The organism is Pseudomonas sp. LH21 (assembly GCF_036549575.1).
Taxonomy (GTDB): Bacteria; Pseudomonadota; Gammaproteobacteria; order Pseudomonadales; family Pseudomonadaceae; genus Aquipseudomonas; species Aquipseudomonas peradeniyensis.
In genome coordinates this window covers 715,643-736,618 of the sequence record NZ_CP144367.1, presented here as the reverse complement: position 1 = coordinate 736,618, position 20,976 = coordinate 715,643, and the positions used below count along the sequence as shown (strand labels likewise).

17 protein-coding genes are annotated in these 20,976 nt (G+C 62.4%); 6 read left to right on the top strand and 11 right to left on the bottom strand.

Going from position 1 to position 20,976, the window contains the following annotated elements; translation table 11 throughout:
• Positions 1 to 16: 16 nt before the first annotated feature.
• From VUG52_RS03555 to VUG52_RS03530, 6 genes are all read right to left on the bottom strand, one after another.
• Positions 17 to 1,318 (bottom strand): McrC family protein, encoded by a 1,302-nt coding sequence (locus VUG52_RS03555; protein ID WP_050703596.1) that lies wholly within the window; start codon positions 1,316 to 1,318, stop codon positions 17 to 19.
• On the bottom strand, positions 1,315 to 4,431 hold the full coding sequence (locus VUG52_RS03550; protein WP_050703595.1) for an McrB family protein: 3,117 nt from the start codon (positions 4,429 to 4,431) through the stop codon (positions 1,315 to 1,317). The genes VUG52_RS03555 and VUG52_RS03550 overlap by 4 nt, the downstream gene beginning before the upstream one ends.
• A gap of 8 nt (positions 4,432 to 4,439) precedes the next feature.
• The gene (locus VUG52_RS03545) at positions 4,440 to 5,747 is read right to left on the bottom strand and encodes a restriction endonuclease subunit S (RefSeq protein WP_256205957.1); all 1,308 of its coding nucleotides are present in this window, start codon (positions 5,745 to 5,747) and stop codon (positions 4,440 to 4,442) included.
• Positions 5,737 to 7,671, bottom strand: a complete 1,935-nt coding sequence (locus VUG52_RS03540; protein WP_050703594.1) for a class I SAM-dependent DNA methyltransferase — start codon at positions 7,669 to 7,671, stop codon at positions 5,737 to 5,739. The genes VUG52_RS03545 and VUG52_RS03540 overlap by 11 nt, the downstream gene beginning before the upstream one ends.
• A 532-nt stretch (positions 7,672 to 8,203) precedes the next feature.
• Positions 8,204 to 8,440, bottom strand: a complete 237-nt coding sequence (locus VUG52_RS03535) for a hypothetical protein (protein ID WP_220689971.1) — start codon at positions 8,438 to 8,440, stop codon at positions 8,204 to 8,206.
• 617 nt (positions 8,441 to 9,057) lie between these two features.
• Complete coding sequence (locus VUG52_RS03530; protein WP_262974470.1) at positions 9,058 to 10,017, bottom strand: AraC family transcriptional regulator ligand-binding domain-containing protein; 960 nt, start codon at positions 10,015 to 10,017, stop codon at positions 9,058 to 9,060.
• Between the two features lie 68 nt (positions 10,018 to 10,085).
• Between VUG52_RS03530 and VUG52_RS03525 the strand changes: the two genes are divergently transcribed.
• Both VUG52_RS03525 and VUG52_RS03520 read left to right on the top strand, forming a co-directional pair.
• Positions 10,086 to 10,937, top strand: a complete 852-nt coding sequence (locus VUG52_RS03525; protein ID WP_331832440.1) for a sterol desaturase family protein — start codon at positions 10,086 to 10,088, stop codon at positions 10,935 to 10,937.
• A complete protein-coding gene (locus tag VUG52_RS03520; protein ID WP_331832439.1) occupies positions 10,934 to 11,530 on the top strand; it encodes an NADPH-dependent FMN reductase in 597 nt (198 codons plus the stop codon). The genes VUG52_RS03525 and VUG52_RS03520 overlap by 4 nt, the downstream gene beginning before the upstream one ends.
• A 50-nt stretch (positions 11,531 to 11,580) precedes the next feature.
• Here the strand turns inward: VUG52_RS03520 and VUG52_RS03515 are convergent, their stop codons facing one another.
• A complete protein-coding gene (locus VUG52_RS03515) occupies positions 11,581 to 12,330 on the bottom strand; it encodes a class I SAM-dependent methyltransferase (protein ID WP_262974467.1) in 750 nt (249 codons plus the stop codon).
• Positions 12,331 to 12,764: 434 nt separating this feature from the next.
• Between VUG52_RS03515 and VUG52_RS03510 the strand changes: the two genes are divergently transcribed.
• Positions 12,765 to 13,361, top strand: coding sequence for a MarC family protein (locus VUG52_RS03510; protein ID WP_028691281.1), 597 nt, complete (start codon positions 12,765 to 12,767; stop codon positions 13,359 to 13,361).
• A 12-nt stretch (positions 13,362 to 13,373) separates the two neighbouring features.
• On the opposite strand, the gene cobJ is transcribed toward VUG52_RS03510, so the two are convergent.
• Genes cobJ through cobG form a run of 4 tightly spaced genes read right to left on the bottom strand, consistent with a single transcriptional unit; the run spans position 13,374 to position 17,737 of the window.
• Positions 13,374 to 15,065: a precorrin-3B C(17)-methyltransferase gene (cobJ, locus tag VUG52_RS03505; protein ID WP_331832438.1), complete on the bottom strand. Its 1,692-nt coding sequence runs from the start codon at positions 15,063 to 15,065 to the stop codon at positions 13,374 to 13,376.
• Entirely contained in the window at positions 15,062 to 15,796 is a 735-nt protein-coding gene (locus tag VUG52_RS03500; RefSeq protein ID WP_177330861.1) for a precorrin-2 C(20)-methyltransferase, read from the bottom strand. Before VUG52_RS03500 ends, cobJ begins: the two co-directional genes overlap by 4 nt.
• Positions 15,793 to 16,419: a precorrin-8X methylmutase gene (locus VUG52_RS03495; RefSeq protein WP_046854044.1), complete on the bottom strand. Its 627-nt coding sequence runs from the start codon at positions 16,417 to 16,419 to the stop codon at positions 15,793 to 15,795. The genes VUG52_RS03500 and VUG52_RS03495 overlap by 4 nt, the downstream gene beginning before the upstream one ends.
• Positions 16,412 to 17,737, bottom strand: coding sequence for a precorrin-3B synthase (cobG, locus tag VUG52_RS03490; RefSeq protein WP_050707091.1), 1,326 nt, complete (start codon positions 17,735 to 17,737; stop codon positions 16,412 to 16,414). Before cobG ends, VUG52_RS03495 begins: the two co-directional genes overlap by 8 nt.
• 215 nt (positions 17,738 to 17,952) lie before the next feature.
• Between cobG and cbiE the strand changes: the two genes are divergently transcribed.
• From cbiE to VUG52_RS03475, 3 genes are read left to right on the top strand one after another with little or no spacing between them, the layout of a single operon-like run.
• A complete protein-coding gene (gene cbiE / locus VUG52_RS03485) occupies positions 17,953 to 19,164 on the top strand; it encodes a precorrin-6y C5,15-methyltransferase (decarboxylating) subunit CbiE (protein WP_331832437.1) in 1,212 nt (403 codons plus the stop codon).
• Positions 19,157 to 20,251 (top strand): cobalt-precorrin-5B (C(1))-methyltransferase, encoded by a 1,095-nt coding sequence (locus VUG52_RS03480; protein ID WP_050707093.1) that lies wholly within the window; start codon positions 19,157 to 19,159, stop codon positions 20,249 to 20,251. Before cbiE ends, VUG52_RS03480 begins: the two co-directional genes overlap by 8 nt.
• Positions 20,248 to 20,976, top strand: coding sequence for a cobalt-precorrin-6A reductase (locus VUG52_RS03475; RefSeq protein ID WP_331832436.1), 729 nt, complete (start codon positions 20,248 to 20,250; stop codon positions 20,974 to 20,976). Before VUG52_RS03480 ends, VUG52_RS03475 begins: the two co-directional genes overlap by 4 nt.

Here is a 20,976-nt window from a genome sequence, read left to right as displayed (position 1 = left end):
TGAGCAGCAAGCGCGCCTAGCTGGCGCGAGCAAATGATTCAAGGCTCAAAGGCAAAGTCGCTTTCTCCACATCTACCAAGGACTCAGCATCCAGATCAAAAGGCAAAACCCATAACTGCATACCCTTGCCGTAATCAAACAGCGGTAGCGCTTTCTGGAGTCCAGACCAATACGGATAAATCAGCACCAGCCCCGGCACCTCATCGCCTCTTTGGTATTTGTGTCCATAGGCAAACAGCTGATAGAAATCGCTCTGACTCAGGTCATAGTTCTTCTCAGGTTTACCGGCATCGATACGCTTCCACTTGGTATCAAGAATCCAGCGATGCTCCGCTGTATCGATCAGCAAATCAGGCTTCAAGCAGAACATCCGATCACTGCTATGTGCACACAAGTACTGGCTAGCTGACTGCGCTTTCAAACGAGCGCTGGGCAGCAGTTTCTGATGCAACCAGCCTTCCACATACTGCTCGAACAGCTTTTCCATCGGGAACAGCAGGCTCACGCCGCGCCACTCACCTCTCACGGCTATCGGCATCTGCTGATTGAGGATCAACTCACACCAGGGTTTGATCGCCTGGTAATGCGCCATCAGCCGGTCGCGGCTCCAGGCGCGCAAATCCTGGCTCACCTGCCGGCTGGCAGACACCTCCGCCAGCATGGAGCGCAACTCATTGGCCAGGCGCCAATTGGCGGCATCCTGTGTGCTTTTTGCCACCTGCTCCAACGCCAACTTGAGCAAGCGATTCTCTGCCCGATCCGGCAGGAATACATCGTGGCGAATCTGGAAGTGATGCTGCCGCCCAGGCGGCTGGCGCATCTGTGCCACCACATTGAGCTGGCCACGGAGAAAGCGCTGCTCCTCCTCGATTCGCTGATAGTCGAAGCGCACTCCACGCTTCACCAACAAATCCAGCTCCGCCAGGAACTGCCCCATCACCCACTCGCTGAGTGGCGCATCGAACAGCTCAAGGCTGGCTACCGAACCCTCACGAGGCTTGAGTTGCAGAGCCTGCTGAATGAGCTTGCGCAGCAACAGGCGGCTCTTGACCAGGCAATCGTCCTGCTCATGGTGCTTGGGCAGAATCTCCAGCCGCGTGCCACAAGGCGTTTCCAATACGCCCACGTAGGAATCCCACTTAAGAGTACGCCGACCTTCAACCTGCAGCAGAGTCGCACCGCTGCGATTGAAGCTAGCGCTCAGATCACACAGCCAGTCGAAGGCACTTTCGGAAATCTGCGCACAATCGAGGTTGCCGGACGCAACCGCTGCCGTGGTCAGACGCGCATATTCACGCACGGTAACGAATACGCTCACGCACCCGCCTCTTCTACTGGAACCTCAGCCTTGGCCCGAACCGCAATCACACCGGCATACGCAGAAACTCGCTGGAATGCAGCCGCATTGATCCGCCAAACCCCACCTTGCGCCGGCACGCTAATGTTGCCAAACAAAGCATCCACATCTTGCGTGTCCTGCTCCACGAAACGGTCTGCCGCAGGCTTGCGGTGGTCATTAAGCACCCACTGGATACGCTGCCAATCCTCGAAGAAATACTCCTGCAGCAGCGGCAGTATCTGATTGCGGAAAATCACCTCCAGCTGCGGCAACGAGTCTCCACTCTTGAGGGACATGAAATAGGCATGTCCGAGGCAATGATCACGATCGAGCAGCATCTCGATACGCTGGTTCATTACCGCCAAAAGCTGACCAATGTCGATGCCCTCCAACACCACGCCATTGAGCAAAGAGGGATTGGGCATCATTTCCTTGAAGATAAAACGGCGACGCAAGGCGATATCCAGCCCAGCCAGCGAACGGTCTGCAGTGTTCATGGTGCCGATCAGATAGACATTATCCGGCACCGTGAAACGCTCCTTCGAGTACGGCAAGGTGACAGACAAACTCTCCGTCGCACCATCTCGCTTAGAGGTTTCAATCAATGTGATCAGCTCACCAAAGATGCGCGAAACATTGCCCCGATTGATCTCATCGATCACCAGCACATAAGGCAGCCTCTCGCCATTCGACTGCCCAGCTCCGTCGTTCTCCAGCTTGCCGCGCAAGTGCTCGGCGATCCCTCTCACATAGCTTTCGCAATAGACCGACGCAGGCTTCTCGCCACGCATGAACAAGCGCACATGCTCGATGTTGGCCGGCAGCTCCAGCGCATTTTCCGAAGCCTTGGTCTGACAGGTGAAAGTCCCATTGCCGGGCCTGTAGCGGACATCAAAGGACTTGCCACGCACCGTAGTAAGCGTGACGGGGCCCTCGGTGACCTCTTCCAGAAACGCATTGAGCACATCATCTTCTGTCTGCGCTCCTTCTTGGTGCCGTGCGTCGTCACACAGCAGTTTGAAAACACCAGGCTCAACCTTGTAATGCAGCTGCCCGCCCTCTGATACGGCTCGCAAACCTTCAACGAAATCTTCGTAGCTGAAGCTTTGGTGGAAAGTGACGAAACGCACTCGACCTTCCATCACCAACTGATCGAACGCGCTCTTCCAAGTCTCGCGCGTGGGCGTCTCCAGCACCTCTGGTGCCAGAATCTTCAGAGCCTCCTCCACGACGGAAAACGTCTTGCCCGTTCCCGGTGGACCGAAAAGAATCTGATTCAGCGGAATATCTTTGGCGGCCACCCTGGCATCTCCCCCTTGAGCGTCTTCAAGTACCTCGTCTTTGGCACCCTGCAGCGCCTCTAGCAACTGCCACATGGCAATGTTGTTTGGCAGTACGGAATCTGTATCCAGCCCAGCCAGACTCATGCACGCCATGATCTGCTCATTCAACGCACACCAGTCCTGCTTTTCCTGAGTCACATCCAGCTGAAAAAGCTCACGCAAACCCTGCAATAGTCGCTGGCAATCTTCAGGCTTGAGCAGTGTGGTGAACCGCTCCGGCGCAAAAGCGGCAAACACTCGATTGACCATGGCAGGTCGATTGGCGCTGAACTGCTTGCTCTCAACCGCCAGACGCCAATCCTTCATCACCTGTGCGTGAGTCTGCGCCGTAGGCGCATCCATGATGCGCTGCGTGATTTCCCGAATAACGGCTTGTTGTTCATTGAATTCATCTCGAGAGAACAGCCCCAGCTTCAAGCTGGAAATCCCGTTCTCGCGCTCAATCCACAAACGTACAAGAGCGGAATGATCCAGAGGCGTCTGACCAGTGCACAGGACCTTGGCCAGCGATGTGACCTCCTGATAAATATTCAGCCATCCAGGGCAGGACTCCTTACGATCCGCCGAACTCCAGGACACGTACTGTCTCAGGCTATGCAGCCCTTCGCCCGCCTGCCAGAGCAGCTCCAGTCGGGCCGCGATGGCCGGGGCAATCTCGACGCCCGAACTCTGTGGGTTCCAGCGCTGGGTAGGCATGGCCTTGTTGAGCAGCAACATGGGCAACAAGCCGCGAGCACAGTCAGGACGATGCTCATCGATGCGAAAGCGGATGTAGTTGCGGGTTTTGCTCGAATCCTTCCAGTCAGGCCCGTCATGCGCCCCCTCCGTCACTAGGCCGCGCGCTACTATGCCCCGTGGTTCCTGCCCCAACCGCACCAGATAAACCACATCGCCCGGTTGCGGATGTTTCGAATGGCAGCTCCAATCAATCTCCTGCCCCAACTCTACGCCGGCGTCTCCACCCAGTTTGAAATGAGCTGGATTCCAGGTAAGCAGGTAGCTTGCTCCCCCTGGCTGAATATCCTCCTCAGACTCAGGCTTAGCAGGTCTTAACCCCAGCTCCTCGCTGTACAGCCCGCGCATAAATCCATAAGGGCTAAGACCTGGCACCGACTCACAAGCAAGTTGGTAGTACTCGCGCAACTTCAGCATGCGCGCCACCGGCATCTTCGGCGACGGGATAAGCGCTGATGGGCAACCCACCATCTGCAGGAAATGCCCCAGATGATCGCTGGAGGAAATCGGCAATGTCTGAGCCGTGTGATAACAGGCCAACAAGCGTAGCTTGCGCCCTGCGCCGATCGTGACACGCGGTTCTAAGCCGGCCCGGCGGTAGATTTCCTTGTCGTCATCCACCCAGAGCAGATCAGCGGGATCGGCTGCAGAGATGGTGCTTTGGATGCTCAGCGTGTAGCGCAGCGCCTCTTCATCACCGAGATCCAGCAGACGGCGATTCTTGTACAGGCTGCCATCTTCCTGAAAGTACAGGAGATGGCCTTTAGCGGTGCCGGGCATATAGCGACCCAGCACCGGTACCAGGCCGCGCTCGATCCACCAGCAGAAGGATTTCCCATCGCCCTTGCCCACGCAGTATTCATCCAGCGTTAACTGGTTCAGGCGGCTCAGAGGAAAGGCCAGCAGAAAGTCCTGGTACTGCTGAGAATCCTCAGTGCGCTTTTGTACAGCAGCGCCTTGCGCCTTCAGGTAGTCCAGCAGCCGAAAGAAATCAGCATTAACACTTAGACTCATACCGCCTCCTAGATCAGCACTTCAGCCTCAGGCAAGCGCAGTTGGCCGGAGATCAGACGGGGTAAGAGAGTGTCGCGGAGCTGGGTGAGTGTGTGAGCTCGATGAATGCCATCAGTCATTCGTGCCAAAAGTGGATGTATCGCCTCATTCAGCTTTGCTGCGATGTCTGATGACGGAACAACAATTGGATATTCTGCCAAATCTTTCCAGTTCACGCGGGGCATCTTTGCACCATTCGAGAGACGGTCCGCATAGCTGATCAAAGTCTCACTAAACAAGTGCATTGCTACCACGCCAAAATACTCTCTCTCCTTGGGCTGGCAGACCAAAATATCCGTCGAGCAGACCCCAGAGAACGGGGCGAGGACCACCTTGTGGAAATATGGGCGAAGCTTGCCGAACAGTATGTCCCCCTCGGAAAATGCAGACTTTGTGCTCTCCAAACCGTCGGCATTACCCCAACTGCTTAAGCTCAGCGACTTTCGAGGAATGTGCTCTAGCCCAACGTAGCGCACACCAGCATGTAACTCAGAAGCTTGAATTTGCCGCCTTACAATCTGCGCAATGACTCCCAAGCTCCCAACCGCCCACCCCTTCGGCACCAAACCCAGTTCGGAATCTTCGAAGCTATTGGGGAAAAGCGCGGCGGTGGTGGCGTCCATACCTTCCGGCTGGCGGCCTTCGGCCTTGGCGCGCACGGGGTCGAAATCGACGAACCAGGATTTGAACAACGCTTGGGCGATGGCTTCCAGCGTTGCGTTGGTTTCGCGTAGCAGGGTGATGCGGTCGTCGATAGTGCCGACTACTTTTAATATTTCACTTTGCTCTGCAAGAGGCGGCACGGCAACTTGCATTTTATCTACACGAGTAATGTAGATGTGCTTAATCGTAGAACCATCAGAATCGTTCTCCATCACTCGCTGGTAATGCGGTGAAATAAGGAGATATTTCAGGAACTCAGGATTGATATTTTTCTTTGGACGAAGCAAAGCTACAGATTGATTGATGCAGACTCCATCTCGATCAACTACTGCAACCCTGCCAATGGAACCGTCTTTCGTGAGCAGGACATCGCCCACTCTTGGCCGACTTTTATCAGTGAGCTTTCTTTTAAATGCCTCAATCGTTGTCCGTCTAGCCGTGCCGTAATTAATCCGTCCATTCACGATATCCTTGGCGGTGAGTTTCCACGGCCCCTCATCGGAGTCAGGCATAGGATTTGTGAAGCCGTATGTTATCAAGTCGAGGAAGTAACGAAGTTCCTCAACATCCCAGGCTTCAGGAACGATACCTACGTCTGCCGTTTTAAAACTCATACCCCAGCCCCCCCAGCTTCTGCAGGATCAACTGGTCGAGTTCCGCGCCCCTCTTCATCTGTTCACCCAACTGCCGAGTCAGCCGCTGCATCTTCTCGGCAAAGGCTTCGTCGTCATCCTCCACCTCTTCGGCACCCACATAGCGGCCCGGAGTCAGCACATGGCCGTGCTCGGCGATCTCCGAGAGGTTGACGCTGCGGCAGAAGCCGGGGATATCGGCGTATTCACTGACCTGCCCGCCCTCATCCAGCGCCTCGCCACGCCAGGCAGCCACGGTGCTGGCGATGCGTTCGATATCGGCATCGGTCAGTTCGATCTGTACACGGCTAACGCTGGTGCCCAGCTTGCGCGCATCGATAAACAGCACCTGGCCGCTGCGGTCGATGCCGCCGGAGCTCAGAGCATGGCGCTTGTCCTTGGCGAGGAACCACAGGCAGGCAGGAATTTGGGTGTTGAAGAACAGTTGGCCGGGCAAGGCGACCATCACCTCCACCACATCGGCCTCGACCATGGCGCGGCGGATATCGCCTTCGCTGTTCTGGCTAGAACTCATCGAGCCGTTTGCCAGCACGATGCCGGCGCGGCCATTGGGCTTGAGATGGTAGAGCATGTGTTGCAGCCAGGCGTAGTTCGCGTTGCCCGTAGGCGGCGTGCCATAGACCCAGCGCGGGTCGCCTTCAAGGCTTCCATGCCACCAGTCGCTAATATTGAACGGCGGGTTGGCCAGCACAAAGTCGGCACGCAGATCGCTGTGCTGGTTACGCACAAAGGTGTCTGCCGGCTCCTTGCCAAGGTTGAAGTCGATGCCACGAATGGCGAGGTTCATCGCCGCCAGACGCCAGGTGGTGGGGTTGGACTCCTGCCCGTAAATGGAGACATCACCCAGCTTGCCGCCGTGGGCTTCGATAAACTTCTCCGACTGCACGAACATGCCGCCACTGCCGCAGCAAGGGTCGTAGACCTTGCCGTGGTGCGGGTTGAGCACTGCCACCAGGGTTTTGACGATGCTCGCCGGGGTGTAGAACTGCCCGCCCTTCTTGCCTTCAGCACTGGCGAACTGGCCTAGGAAGTATTCGTACACCTGGCCGAGCAGGTCGCGGGCCTTGCTGCTGTCGTCACCAAAGCCGATGGTGGAGATCAGGTCTACCAGCTCGCCCAGCTTGCCGTCCGGCAATTGCGCACGGGCGTAGCGCTTATCGAGGATGTTCTTCAGCCGAGGGTTTTCCGCCTCAATCGCAGCCAGGGCCTCGTCGATGCGCTTGCCGATATCCACCTGCTTGGCGGCGGCGCGGATCGACTCCCAGCGCGCCACTTCCGGCACCCAGAACACGTTGACCTCGCGGTAATAATCGCGGTCTTCCAGTTCGGCGTTGAGCGCATCGGGATCGTCATCGCCCAGATAGTAGTCGTCGTTTTCGTCGGTGAGTTTGCGCTCCAACTCAGCACGGCGGCCGGCGAAGCTGTCGGAGACGTACTTGAGGAAGATCAGCCCGAGAACGATGTGCTTGTACTCGGCGGCATCCATATTGGCGCGCAGCTTGTCGGCTGTGGCCCAGAGGGTTTTCTCCATGGCCTCGATACTGGTGGCAGCCTGTACTTTGACCGCCTTGGCCTTACTGGTTGCCGCTTCGACGACATAGCTGGTGGATGCTTCGGCCACTGCCGGCTCGAAACGCTCACGCGCCTTGCTCAGCGCCTGCGCCGCCAGGCTGGCACCTGCGGCCTGGGCGCGCAGCACGGAGCCGCCACGCCCGCGGCCTTTGACCAGCACACCCTCACCGATCAGCACGTCGCGCGATTCCCAGAATTGCTCTTCACTCAGGCCGGTGAACTGGCTCTTGAGTCGCTCATAAAGGGCCTGATTGCCGATGCTGCCGCCATCTTCCGGTACTGCAGCCAGCAACGCCTGGGCCAATTCACTCATGCACAACACTCCCATACCGTCCACAATCAGATGGGCCGGCCAATACTCAAACGGGCAATTAACAAACGAGAGGGAACCTGAGATAGCCTCAAAACAGCGCTTGAATGCACCGCTTCATTCAGGGAGCCATCCCTGGACCACGCAAGCTGCCATCATTTTACAATGCGCGCCACCTTATCGGCTGGCAGAGCACGGGTAAAGCGGTGGCCTGATTTCCAGGGGTATTTCTGAAACACCACACTAGGAGCCCCAGACCTACGAGCCCAGGAGCAACAATCAGCAGCGCGTCCATTTGCTTGATAGATTCGGCCCCGATTCGTTTTTGGAGGCGGTTCTCAAAACGCACCGTCCATCGGAATCCAGACCACGCAGCGTTCCAACTGGTATTCCAAGCAAGTTATCTAATCGATTATTAATTAGACAAAACAACTAGATACCGACTTGTTTCAACTCACCCCGGCCCACCAAATCCTAAAAAGAAGACGCCCAATGGGCGTCTTTTTGTGCCTGGCATTCAGTGCCTCAGTGGCACCTACACCACGCCGCCACCTCTCCCCTCCTCCTTCATCGCCTCCAGCTTGCCGAACTGCTCGCTGGCCAACCGGCTGATGATCCGGATCGCCTGATGAATCCCCGCCGTGTTGCGAAAGCTCAGCTGCGGGTTGTGCTCGCACTCGAGTACCTCGTCATGCTGCACCAGCGCCTCGCCGAGCAGTTCAAGGGTCCAGACGTAGCTCTGGAGGGTAGACAGCCGTTCATGGTCAGACATGGGGCACCTCCCGGTTGACGCGTGTGGCGAGGGACTGGCTGTCGATCGGGTAGAAGGTTGGGGATGGGCTGGCCGCGGGGGTTGGGCGGCGGAGAGCGGATGCGAGGATCCTGCTCAGAATGCGAATAAGCATGCATGAGACTCCAAGTTTGAGATTGGAGCTACCACGATCCTTCCTACGGGATTGGGTGGCAGCTATGTGTGGGGTAGGAATACCGGGAAACTTGGAACCCGGCCAGGCCGAAGCCTGCCCACACACAGCCGCCATGACATCGCAGCAGACGCAAAAAAGGCGCCAGCCGTTGTGATGGGGCGCCTAGTGCGAGCGCCAAGTTTACCAGCAGGTTCCTACACCTGGTCGCAGATTTTGCTGCGACCTGAGGAATGTAGCCCTAGACAGGATCTATTCACAACAGGTAGCGCAGTGGGAAATTTCTCAAAACTTTGGAGGGAAAGAACAGAAAACATGCTGCCGAAAAACTCGGAAACATTAATGGCCTCAAAACCGTAACTCAAAGCAGAACAAAGATTAAACATGCAGACTTTGAAAATCTTTTTTGTGCCTGCCAATTCAGCTTAACTACGCGACAGCGTAGCCCAAAGGGCTGGGTGATCTCCTAAAGCGACCGCCAGCGTTTACGCGCATGGACATAAGCCGCCAGGTCACTGTAGCCAAGCTGTGCAGCGATCTGCGCTCGGCTATCTCCCTGCATCTCCAGATACTGCTCCAGCTCGGCACGCACTCGGTCGAGCAGCACACGAAAACTGGTCCCCTCATCCTCCAGCCGCCGACGCAAGGTACGCGCACTCTGGTGAAGGTCCTGCGCCTGACCCTCCAGGGTAAGCGACCGTCCCGTGATAAGGCCTTGGCGAATGCCCTGGGCCACCCGGGCCGACCAGCCACTAAGCTGGGACTGCTGCGCCAACCGACGCTCCAGCTCCTGGCTCACCACCTCCATCATCCCGGCATGCTGGGTCAACAATGGCATGTCCAGCTGGCCACGATTGAAGTACAAACGGTTGTACCCACAGCCGAACTGGATATCGTCACCAAACCACTCGCGGTACTCCGGGTAGTACGCTGGTCGTGGGTGAGCGAAGCACGCCCGCTGCGGCACGACCGCCGCGCCCATCCCCACGCCCATCACGCTGAGGGACATCACGCTGTAGTGCTCGACCATATAGCGCACCAGGCTGGCTGGCGCATCGATACGCAACTCCACCCCGAGGCAATCACCCTCCTCGATCAGCGCCAGGGTGTCCATGTCCGATGCCAGCCGTGCATAGCGCGCCCAGAAGCGGATGGCCTCGGCCAGCGTGGCGCTGTACAGGCAGCCCTGGGCCAGCACATGCCAGTCCTGGCGGCTGAAGTGCGAGAACAGGTGCAAGCCGATTGCCGGATCATGACTGGCCGCCTTGGCCCAAAGCTGCTCCAGCGCAAGCATGCTGTAGTTGCTGCGCGCCTTCAGCGAATGCGTCTGCAGGTAGCGCTCCAGCACCCGCCCGAGCGGGCCGCGGTGGAATCGCTCGGGCGATGGATTGGCCGGTTCTCGGGTGATTCTGTCCGTTTCGCGCATATCGTCTGACGGCTTCGTGAATTCTTATGGGTGGGCACCGCCTTGATCGGCACCCACCGGAGAATGCCATGAGCACAACAATAACAAACAGCCCGATACCGATTATTCTCGCCATCCTGATCGGCTTCATCCTCCTCGAAATCACCTGCGCCTGCTTCCTTCAGCCTCACGGCAAACGCCGGGACGCGATCATCGAGATCGTCGGCAGCGCCCTGCTGATGGTGGTCACCCTGCCGTTGGTCACGTTCCTCAGTAACAGCCTGCTGGAACACTTCGTGCCGCAACTGAAGGGCAGCCTCGCCGGCCTGCACTGGGTGCTTGGGCTCGTCCTGTTCCTGGTGCTGGACGACATGACCCAGTACTGGTGGCATCGCCTCAGCCACAAGGTGCCCCTGCTCTACTCGCTGCACCGTGCGCACCATTCAGCGCCCTACATGAGCATCCGCATCGTCTACCGCAACAACAGCTTCTATTACCTGCTGATGCCCGGTCTGTGGTTCAGCGGGGCCCTGATCTACCTGGGGTTGGCGCCTGTGTACTTCGGCTACCTGATCGTCAAGATGCTGGTCATCTTCGGCGCCCACAGCAGCGTGCCCTGGGATGACAAGCTTTACCGCATACGCGCACTGCGGCCCGTGATGTGGCTGCTGGAACGGACCATTTCCACCCCCGCGACCCACTCGGCGCATCACGGTCTGAGCGCCGATGACGGGGTGACGCATTACAAGGGCAACTTCGGCAACCTGCTGTTCTTCTGGGACGTGCTGTTCGGCACGGCAAAGATCACCCGCCGCCGCCCGCAGCATTACGGTATCGAAGGCATGCGCCCAGTCAGCTGGCAGGAGGAGCTGTTCTGGCCGCTGGTGCGCGGCAAGTCGACCAGCCTGCCGACGGAATCTGACCAGGAGCTGGCCAAATGAGCCTGAATATCGTACTCGTGGCCGGCTCCAGCCAGCCGGACAGCCAGTCGGCGAAGGTCGCTGCCTTTCTCGCCCAACGCCTGCAGGAATTACAGCTCAGCGAGCTGCCGAGGGTGATCGATCTCGGGCTTGCGCCGCTGCCGTTGTGGCCAGCCAAGGATGAACACGGACTCTGGCTCGAGTATGCAGCCCAGCTGCGTGAAGCCGATGCCCTGGTGGTGCTGACCCCGGAATGGCACGGCATGGCCTGCCCGGCGTTGAAGAACCTGTTCGTCTACGCCGGCTACCGCGAGTTGGGGCACAAGCCGGCACTGCTGGTCGGGGTGTCCTCTGGCCAGGGCGGGAGCTACCCGCTGTCTGAATTGCGGGCGTCCAGCTACAAGAATTGCCGCATCTGCTACCTACCCGAGCAGTTGATCGTGCGCCAGGTGGAGGACGTGATGAATGGCCCGCAAAGCGCGAGTACGCAAGACCTGCGCATTCGTCGCCGGGCCGACTGGGCGCTTCAGGTACTGGGCGAATATGCCAGGGCGCTCAGGGGGATGAATGAGCGCGTCGACATGCACGAGCCGGAATTCGCCAACGGGATGTGAGGGTACATGGCCGCTATCGATCGATAGCGGCTGCCTCGGCCTGCGCCCGCTTAACGCCTCGCTTCAATGAGATGACGGGTTGAATGCGCGACAAAAGGCTGGCCCTGGCGCATCTGGCTATCCAGGGCCAGCAGTTCAGCGCGGTACTTATCCACAGAGAAGTCCGGCACCCACCATACGCATTTGCGAAGAATCCACACGACTGCGCCGACGTCATGGAACAGCATGCGGCAATGGGCTGTGCGCAGGTCAGTCACCGTCAACCCGGCTGCCTGCGCGGCTGCCACTTCGTCCTGCGGATCGCGCAATTGCCGCTCACGTGGCAATGGCCCGAGGAAATGCTCGATCAGCTCGAAGGCCGAGGCTGGCCCTACGTGCTGGGCGAAGTAATGCCCGCCAGGCCGGAGGACGCGATGAATTTCGGTCCAGTCCGGTTGCACCGGGTGGCGTGAGGTGACCAGCTCGAACGAGGCGTCGGCGAATGGGAGTGCGGTACCGGGCGCGACCTGCACGACTTCAACGCCGCGCGGCCCCAGACGCTCGTGCGCCTTGCGGGCGTTGGGGGGCCAGGCTTCAGTTGCGCACATGAGGGGTGGAAAGTGCAGTGCCTCATCCAGTACCTCTCCGCCGCCGGTGTCGAGATCCAGCGCGGCGCAGACGCCCTGCAGACGCTGCGCAAGGCGCTGGACATAGCCCCAAGGCGGACGCTGCTCGGAGGCGCGTCCTGCCAGCCAATCGAAGCCCCAGCCGGTCACATCCGCTGCGTTGGCCTCGGCTATCAGGTCGTCAAAGGGTTTCATTCGATGGTCCAGGTTAATGCTTGTGGTCGGGCCAGTATAAGTCGTGTAGGAGCGGCCTTGTGCCGCGAAAGGGCTGCGTAGCGGCCCCGGGATTTGTGCATCAAGCTGATATCGCCGGGGCCGCGTTGCGGCCCTTTCGCGGCGCGAGGCCACTCTCATGGAACAAAACATAATTCTTTGATTTGACTGGAGCAGCGTGGGAGCGGGCTTGCCCCGCGATGCGGCGTTTGGCACCGGCTTCGCCGGTGATCGCGGGGCAAGCCCGCTCCCACGCTGGAACCCTGTTCCCTGCACGACAGCGCAGCCAGGAAGGGCTGCGTAATCTCCTACAGGATCGCGCAAACGCTGAATCGAGCGCTGTACTTGTGGGAGAACCACTCCCGCAGGTTCCGTGCTATACAGGTGCCACCCCTCCCCGCTGCGGAAAGGCCTCCATGCTCCATGAGTTGTTCAGCGTCTACCTGAAGATGCTCGTGCTCTACAGCCCGTTCTTCGTGCTGTCGTGCTTCATCGGCCTGACCCGCGGTCACTCCAGCAAGGAGCGCAAGCAACTGGCCTGGCGCGTGGCGATCGCCACGCTGGTGGCCAGCGTGCTGCTCTATCTGTTCGGGCGGGTGATCTTCGGCGTGTTCGGCATCACCGCCGATGCCTTTCGCATCGGCGCGGGCTCGGTGCTGTTCATCTCGGCGCTGGGCATGGCCCAGGGCAAGTCGGCGGTGCAGACCGACAACGTGCAGCAGGACGTGACCATCGTGCCGCTGACCATTCCACTGACGGTCGGCCCGGGCACCATCGGTGCACTGCTGGTGATGGGGGTGGGCCAGCCGCACTGGGACGACAAGCTGCTGGCCATCGTCAGCATCGCCCTGGCCAGCTTCACCGTCGGCCTGGTGCTGTACCTTTCGCACCGTATCGAGCGACTGCTCGGCGACCAGGGCCTGCAGATCGTCAGCCGCCTGATGGGGCTGTTCGTCTGCGCCCTGGCGGCGCAGATCATCTTCACCGGGATCAAGGGCTACCTGCTGCCCTGACCCCGGCTGCGCTCAGGGCTTGGCGGGGTACCAGCGCGGCGTGTACACCCACTGGCCGCCATCGGCCCGGGGGAAGGTGCAGGTGGTCGAGGAGCCGACCAGCACCATGGTGCGCATGTCGACCATCTCCGGCAGCAGCTCGCCCAGGGTCACTACCCGCAGGGTCTGCCCCGGCCGGCCGATATCACGGCCCAGCACCACGGGGGTGCCTGCGTCGCGATGACGACGTACCACCTCCAGCGCCACGCCCAGCTGATGAGGCCGGGCCTTGGAGATCGGGTTGTAGAACGCCAGCACCAGATCCGCCTGGGCGGCCAGGTCGAGGCGTTTTTCGATGATCGACCAGGGCTTGAGGTTGTCCGACAGCGACATCACGCAGAAATCGTGCCCCAGCGGCGCCCCCGCTTGTGCGGCGGTGGCCAGCGAGGCCGATACGCCGGGAAGAATCTCCAACTCGACGCGCTGCCAGGCCGGGTCGCTGGACTCGTGCAACGCTTCGAGCACTGCGGCGGCCATGGCGAATACGCCCGGATCACCCGACGACACCACCACCACCGAACGGCCCTGGGCCGCCAGCTCGAAGGCATGGCGGGCGCGCTGCATCTCTTCGCGGTTGTCGGTGCAGTGCAGCACTTGATCGTCGCGGAAGGGGCCGGCCATGCGCACGTAAGTTTCGTAGCCGAGCACATCCTGGGCGCGCGCCAATTCGGCCTTGACCGCCGGCACCATCAGCTCGGCAGCACCGGGGCCCAGGCCGATCACGGCCAGGCGGCCACGACGACGGCCAATGTGGTCGATGTCGACCGGTGCCGGGGCAACGGCGTGGGCGAGCCCCACGGACGAACCCACACGCGCTTGCGGCAATGCATCAGCCAGCATCCGCTCCAGGCTCTCGGCAGCCGGGGCAAAGCGCAGGGCGACGTTCAGCGCCTGGGCAGCCTCGTGCAGGGTCGGCTCCGCCATCTCGGTTTCGCTCGCCAGCAGGCAGGCCAACGCGGGCTCGGCGATGTTCGCTCGCAGCAGTTCCTCCCGCACCTGTTGCACCAGGTCAGCGCTGCCGGCCGTGACCGCCACCACCACGCAACGCGCATGGATCAGCAGTTCGTCACGGTTGCTCGGGCGAAGCGCACTCCCCACATGGATGATGCGCCGCGCATCGTCACCTGCAGGCAACTGCGCATGCTCGAGCCACGGCGCGTCGCCTTCGACACGCACGGTTTCGCCCGCCAGCAGGTCGGAGACGAAGCGCTTGCCCTGCTCCAGGTCCGCCAGCGCATAACCCTCGGGCGGATTGAGCAGGCAGGTGCCGAAGCGCAGCTCGCCACTGGTGGTGATCGCCGCGCTGACACCCAGTGCCTCGCCAATTTCGCGGGCCATGACGTTGACCCCGCCCAGGCCACCGAGCAGCGGCACCACGGCGCTGCCATCCTCGGCCACGGCCAATACCGGCGGCTCGACGCCTTTTTCGCTCAACAGCGGCGCCAGGGTGCGAATGACGATGCCCGCCGCGCACAAGGCGATAATCGGCGTGTCTTGCTGATACAGCTCGCGCAGGGTGTCGCCGAAGGCTGCGTAGTAACGGTCGGCACCCTCCACACGCCCTTGCAGGCCATGGATCACGGCCTGTGGATAACGTTGCTGGATACGCTGCGCGGTGGCCAGGCTGCCCGGGCCGAGCAGGACGATTGCCGGTGCCTTGATCATCCCTGCCATTTCTCACCCGGCACGATGATCAGCGAGAAGTACGGCGAGGACTGCGGGTCGACCTCGTCCAGCGCGACGATCTTCTGGTTGGCCATGGTGGCCCGCTCCACGTACAGCGCACGGCTATCCAGGCCCAGCTCGCCGAGCACCTGGCGCACCTTGGGGAAGTTGCGCCCCAGCTTCATGATCACTGCTGCGTCGGCAGCGGCCAGGCGCTGCTTGAGCTCTTCATGGGGCAACACGCCGGAGAGCACGGTGAGGGTCTGGTTGCGATAGACCAGCGGCGCACCGAGTACCGAAGCGCCACCGAGCATCGAGCAGACACCAGGGATCACCTGCGCCTCGTAGCGCGAGGCCAGGCGATCGTGCAGGTACATGTAGGAGCCGTAGAAGAACGGGTCCCCTTCGCAGATCACCGCCACGTCGCGGCCGGCGTCCAGGTGCGCGGCAACCTGCAGGCTGGCTTCGTCGTAGAAGTCGCTGATCACCTGCTCATAGGAAAGCGGCGCGGGCAGCGCCTCGGTGGTCACCGGGTATACCAGCGGCAGCAGGGTCTGTTCGGCTTGCAGGTGCGCTTCGATGATACCGAAGGCGTTGCCGCGCTTGCCCTTGGCCACGAAGTACGCCACCACGGGGGCCTCGCGCAGCAGGCGCAGGGCCTTGACCGTGATCAGTTCGGGATCGCCCGGGCCCACGCCCAGGCCCAGCAGTCGTCCGCGTGCGTGCATCATTCCACCTCCGTGGCCAGGGCGTTGACCGCGGCGGCGGCCATCGCGCTGCCGCCCAGGCGGCCCTGCATGATCACGAACGGCACGCCGCGGCTGTCGGCGGCAAGCATGGCCTTGGATTCGGCGGCGCCGACGAAGCCGACCGGGAAGCCGAGGATCAGCGCCGGTTTCGGCGCGCCGGCATCGAGCATTTCCAGCAGGTAGAACAAGGCGGTCGGCGCGTTACCGATCACCACCACGCTGCCTTCCAGGTGCGGGCGCCACAGTTCCAGGGCCACCGCCGAGCGGGTATTGCCCTCGGCCTTGGCCAGGTCCGGCACGCTCGGGTCGCGCAGGGTGCAGATGACCGGGTTGTTGGCCGGCAGGCGGGCGCGGGTGATGCCTTCGGCGACCATGTGCGCGTCACAGAGGATCGGCGCGCCCTTGGCCAGGGCCTCGCGGCCGGCGCTACCGGCGCCTTCGGAGAACTGCAGGCCATCGATGGCCTCGACCATGCCGCAGGCATGGATCACGCGCACGGCGAGCTTTTCAAGATCGGCGGGGATCCGCTCGAGCCGGGCTTCCTCGCGGATGATCCGGAAGGAATTGCGATAGATCTCCTGACCATCGCGGATGTAGTCAATCATCAAGGTGCTCCGTCGGCAGGTCGAGCATGGCGCCTGCTTCTTCTGGGGTAAGGTTGGCGGCGCGCAGCCTGCCGAAGCCTGGCAGGCGCGCGTCGCGCAAGTAAAGGTCATAACGGCCCGGGGCCCGAGCCAACAGAGTGGCCGGGGCGGCATGGGCCAGGGCGCAGGAACGTGGGCAGGCTGTCAGGTGCACGCTGCCTGGGGCACCGTGGTGCAGCAGGGCGGCCAGGGCAATGGCGTCGGCCTTGGTGTCGGCCTGGGCCTTGGCGCAGCCGCTGGAGCCGGTGCAGGCGACGACCCGCGCCAGTGGATGTTCGTTGTGGCAGAGCATGCCGGATGCCGCCAGCTGCGTGCGTGCGTTTTCCAGCTCGGTCGGTGCGAGGGAGGTCAGCACCAGGCTCTGCCAAGGCGTCAGGCGCAAGCTGCCATCGCCCCATTGCCGGGCGATGCGGGCGGCACTGCGAAGCATGGCGGGGGTCAGACGCCCAAGCGGTGGCGCGACGCCCAGGGCCACACCCTGGCGCTGGGGCAGCACGCCCAGCCACGGACTTGTCGTCGCCGGGCGCTGCCAGGCCATCGACGTGGTATCGATCTGAACCGCCAGCCCTTCCAGGAAGTGCTCCACCGGGCACACCTGCAGCAATTGACGCATGCGCGACTGCTCGGGCGCAGCAAGATCAAGGAAGCGCTCCAGCACCGCGCGCACCAACTCCAGCCCCTGCTCCACCAGTACCGCACCCAGCGCCTGGCCATTCGACAGGCTGCTCGCAAGGCCGAACCGCAACCAGATGTGCCCTTCGCGATGCATCGCGGACAGCCACAGGTCATGGGCGTGGTCGAGCATCGCCAGCGCTTCGCCGCCATCGAGCTGCACGGCGAACTTGGCCGAGAGCTTGTGGAACCTGGGTGTGCTTTCCAGCAGGTCGAGGATCTGCCCGGCTAAGGGTCGGGTGTCGAACAGCATGGCCGGATCGAGCCCGGCCAGTGGGCTGAGCATGAGATTGCGCACATCGTCGCCCGCCGCGTCACGCGGGCCGAGCCCGGCGGCCAGCAGATGCTCGACCAGCCCGCCGTGATCCTGGCCAATGCCACGGATCTGCAGGTTGGCCCGATTGGTCGCCTCGATCACCCCGCCGGCGAAGCGCTCGGCAGCGTCGGCCACGGCATCGGCCTGGTCGGCCAGCAGCAGGCCGCCAGGCAGCTTGATCCGACAGATGCCACCGTCGCGCGCGGCGACGATGCGCCACAACCCCGGACAGGCCGAGGGACGGGGCGAAACTTCGGAGGGTGGGGGCTGCGTCAAGGGAGCATCCGGCAATCGTGAAAGTGCGCTTCAGTGTAGAAGGCGCGGTATTATGCCTGCTTTGTCCGGCGGCATGAAAAACCGGTGGTCGAACGTTCAATTTCGGGGCTGCTACGCAGCCCTTTCGCGGCACAAGGCCGCTCCTACAGGGTTCGCGCTGCACCTGTAGGAGCGGCCTTGCGCCGCGAAAGGGGCACGTAGTGCCCCCATGCGGTATCAAAGAGGACCCAATGGCCCCCTGGCTGACAGTAATAGGCATCGGCGAAGACGGTTTCAGCGGCCTGGGCAAGCAGGCTCGGCGTGCCCTGCTGTCAGCCACGCGAATCATCGGTGCCCCACGCCAGCTGGCGCTGCTGCCCCGCTGCGTCACCGCCGAGCAATTGCACTGGCCCAGCCCCTTCTCCCTGGCCCCGGTCATGGCTCTGCGCGGCGAACCCGTATGCGTGCTGGCCAGCGGCGACCCGATGCTCTACGGCGTCGGCGCCAGCCTGGCGCGCCAGTTGCCCGCCGAGGAACTGCAAGTGCTGTCGATGCCCTCCTCCTGCGCCCTGGCCGCCGCCCGGCTGGGCTGGCCGTTGCAGGATGTGCAGGTAGTCTCGGTGGTCGCCCGTCCGCTGGCCGCGCTCAATGCCCATCTGCACAGCGGCGTGCGCCTGCTGGTGCTGAGTAACGATGAAAGCAGCCCGGCGGCCATTGCCGCGCAGCTGCGCGAACGTGGCTTCGGCCCCAGCCGTCTCCAGGTGTTCGAACACCTTGGCGGCCCACAGGAGCGAACGCTGAGCGGCACCGCCGACGACTGGCCACACACCGACATCGCCACGCTCAACCTGGTCGCCATCGAATGCCAGGCCTCGCCTGATACCCCGCGCCTGCCTCGCGTGGCCGGCCTGCCCGACAGCGCCTTCCGTCACGATGGCCAGCTGACCAAGCGCGACGTGCGAGCGATCACCCTGGCCCGCCTGGCTCCGCAACCGGGCGAACTGCTGTGGGACGTGGGCGCCGGTTGCGGTTCCATCGGCATCGAGTGGATGCGCGCCCATCCCAGCTGCCGCACCCTGGCCATCGAAGCTGACGAAGGCCGCCAGGGCTACATCGAACACAACCGCGACACCCTTGGCGTGCCCGGCCTGCAGCTGATTCGCGGCAAGGCCCCCGAAGCCTTGGTTGGGCTGGAACGTCCGGACGCGATCTTCATCGGCGGCGGCGTCACCCGCGAAGGCGTGCTCGAGCTGTGCTGGGAGCGCCTGCTGCCGGGCGGACGCCTTGTTGCCAACGCCGTCACGCTGCAAAGCGAGGTCGCCCTGGCGCAGTTCCGCGAGCAGCACGGCGGCGAGCTGACCCGCATCCACATCGCCCACACTCAACCACTGGGCAGTTTCGACACCTGGCGCCAGGCCCTGCCAATCACCTTGCTCGACGTGGTGAAACCCCTCGATGCGTGAAGAAACCCGCGAACAGGCCGCGCCACTGCGCAGCGGCCTGACCACTGGCAGCTGCGCCACCGCCACCAGCCTGGCGGCGGCGCGCCTGTTGCTGAGCGGGCAACGGCACGACGCGGTGGAGATCACCCTGCCCAAGGGCAAGGTGGTGCAGATGCGCCTGGAGTTCTGCCACCTAAAGGGCGACATGGCCGAGGCCGGCACCTTGAAGGATGCCGGCGACGATCCCGATGTCACCCATGGCGCCCTGCTCTACAGCCAGGTGCGCCTGCGCACCGAGCCCGGCGTACGCTTCATCGCGGGCGTGGGCGTGGGTACCGTGACTCGCCCGGGGTTGGTGCTGGCAGTCGGTGAACCGGCCATCAACCCGGTACCGCGCAAGATGATCAGCGACCATCTGCTGCAACTGGCGGGCGATTGCGGATACCACGGCGGTTTCGAAGTGACGGTCAACGTGCAGGGCGGCGAACAGCTGGCCCTGAAGACCATGAATCCGCGCCTGGGCATCCTCGGCGGGCTGTCGATCCTGGGCACCAGTGGCATCGTCCGGCCATTCTCCTGCTCGGCCTACATTGCCTCGATCCACCAGGGCATCGACGTCGCCCATACCAACGGCTACACCCATATCGCCGCCTGCACCGGCAACGCCAGCGAAGACACCATGCGCCGGGTCTACAACCTGCCGGAGATCGCCCTGATCGAGATGGGCGACTTCGTCGGCGCCGTGCTCAAGCACCTGCGCAAGGTGCCCGTGCCGCGCCTCACGCTATGCGGCGGCTTCGGCAAGATCAGCAAGCTGGCCGCCGGGCACATGGACCTGCACAGCCGCCATTCGAGCATCGACCTACCGCAGTTGGCGGGCTGGGCGGCGACCATTGGCGCGGACACGGCGCTGCAACAGGCGATCGTCGCCGCCAACACCAGCCAGCAGGCCCTCGCCCTGGCGCATGCCGCCGGCATCGCCCTGGGTGACGAGGTGTGCCGCCATGCCCTGGTCTTCGCGCGCAGCGTGGTGCCGGCCCAGGTGCAGGTGGAAGTATTCGCCATCGACCGTCAGGGTGGCATCGTCGGCAAGGCGGGCGTGGCATGAACGGGCGCATCCTGCTCCTCGGCGGCGTCACCGAAGCCCTGGCTATCGCCCGCCAGCTGGGTCCGCAACATGTCTACAGCCTCGCCGGCATCGGCCGCATTCCTCAGGACCTGGCCTGCCAGGTGCGAGTTGGCGGCTATGGCGGCGCCGAAGGCCTGGCCGAGTACCTGCGCGCCGAAGGCATCGACCTGCTGATCGACGCCACCCACCCCTATGCCGCGCAGATCAGCCGTAACGCCGCCCTCGCCGCCCGCAGCGCCGATATTCCCTGCTGGGCCCTGCGCCGCCCGGCGTGGCAGGCGCAGCCCGGTGATGACTGGCGCGAAGTCGAGGACTGGGCCGGGCTGATCGAGGCGCTGGCCCCATTCCAACGCCCCTTGTTCACCCTTGGTCGCGAACCCCTGCAACATCTGGACGAAATCCCGCCACACCAGTTCTGGACCCTGCGCGCCCTCGAGGCGTGCCCCGGCAATGACCGCTGCGAGGTGATCGGTGCTCGCGGGCCGTTCCTCATCGACGATGAACGTGCCCTGTTCGAACGTCGGCAGATCGACGTGCTGGTGAGCAAGAACAGCGGCAGCACGGCCACCGAGCCGAAGCTCGAGGTGGCGCGGGAGCGCGGAGTTCCAGTGCTGGTGCTCAAGCGGCCGGTGCTGCCGGAAGTGGATCGGGCGTTTCACGATGCAGGGTCACTGCTAGAGGCACTCGGCCTGTTCAAGGCCTGA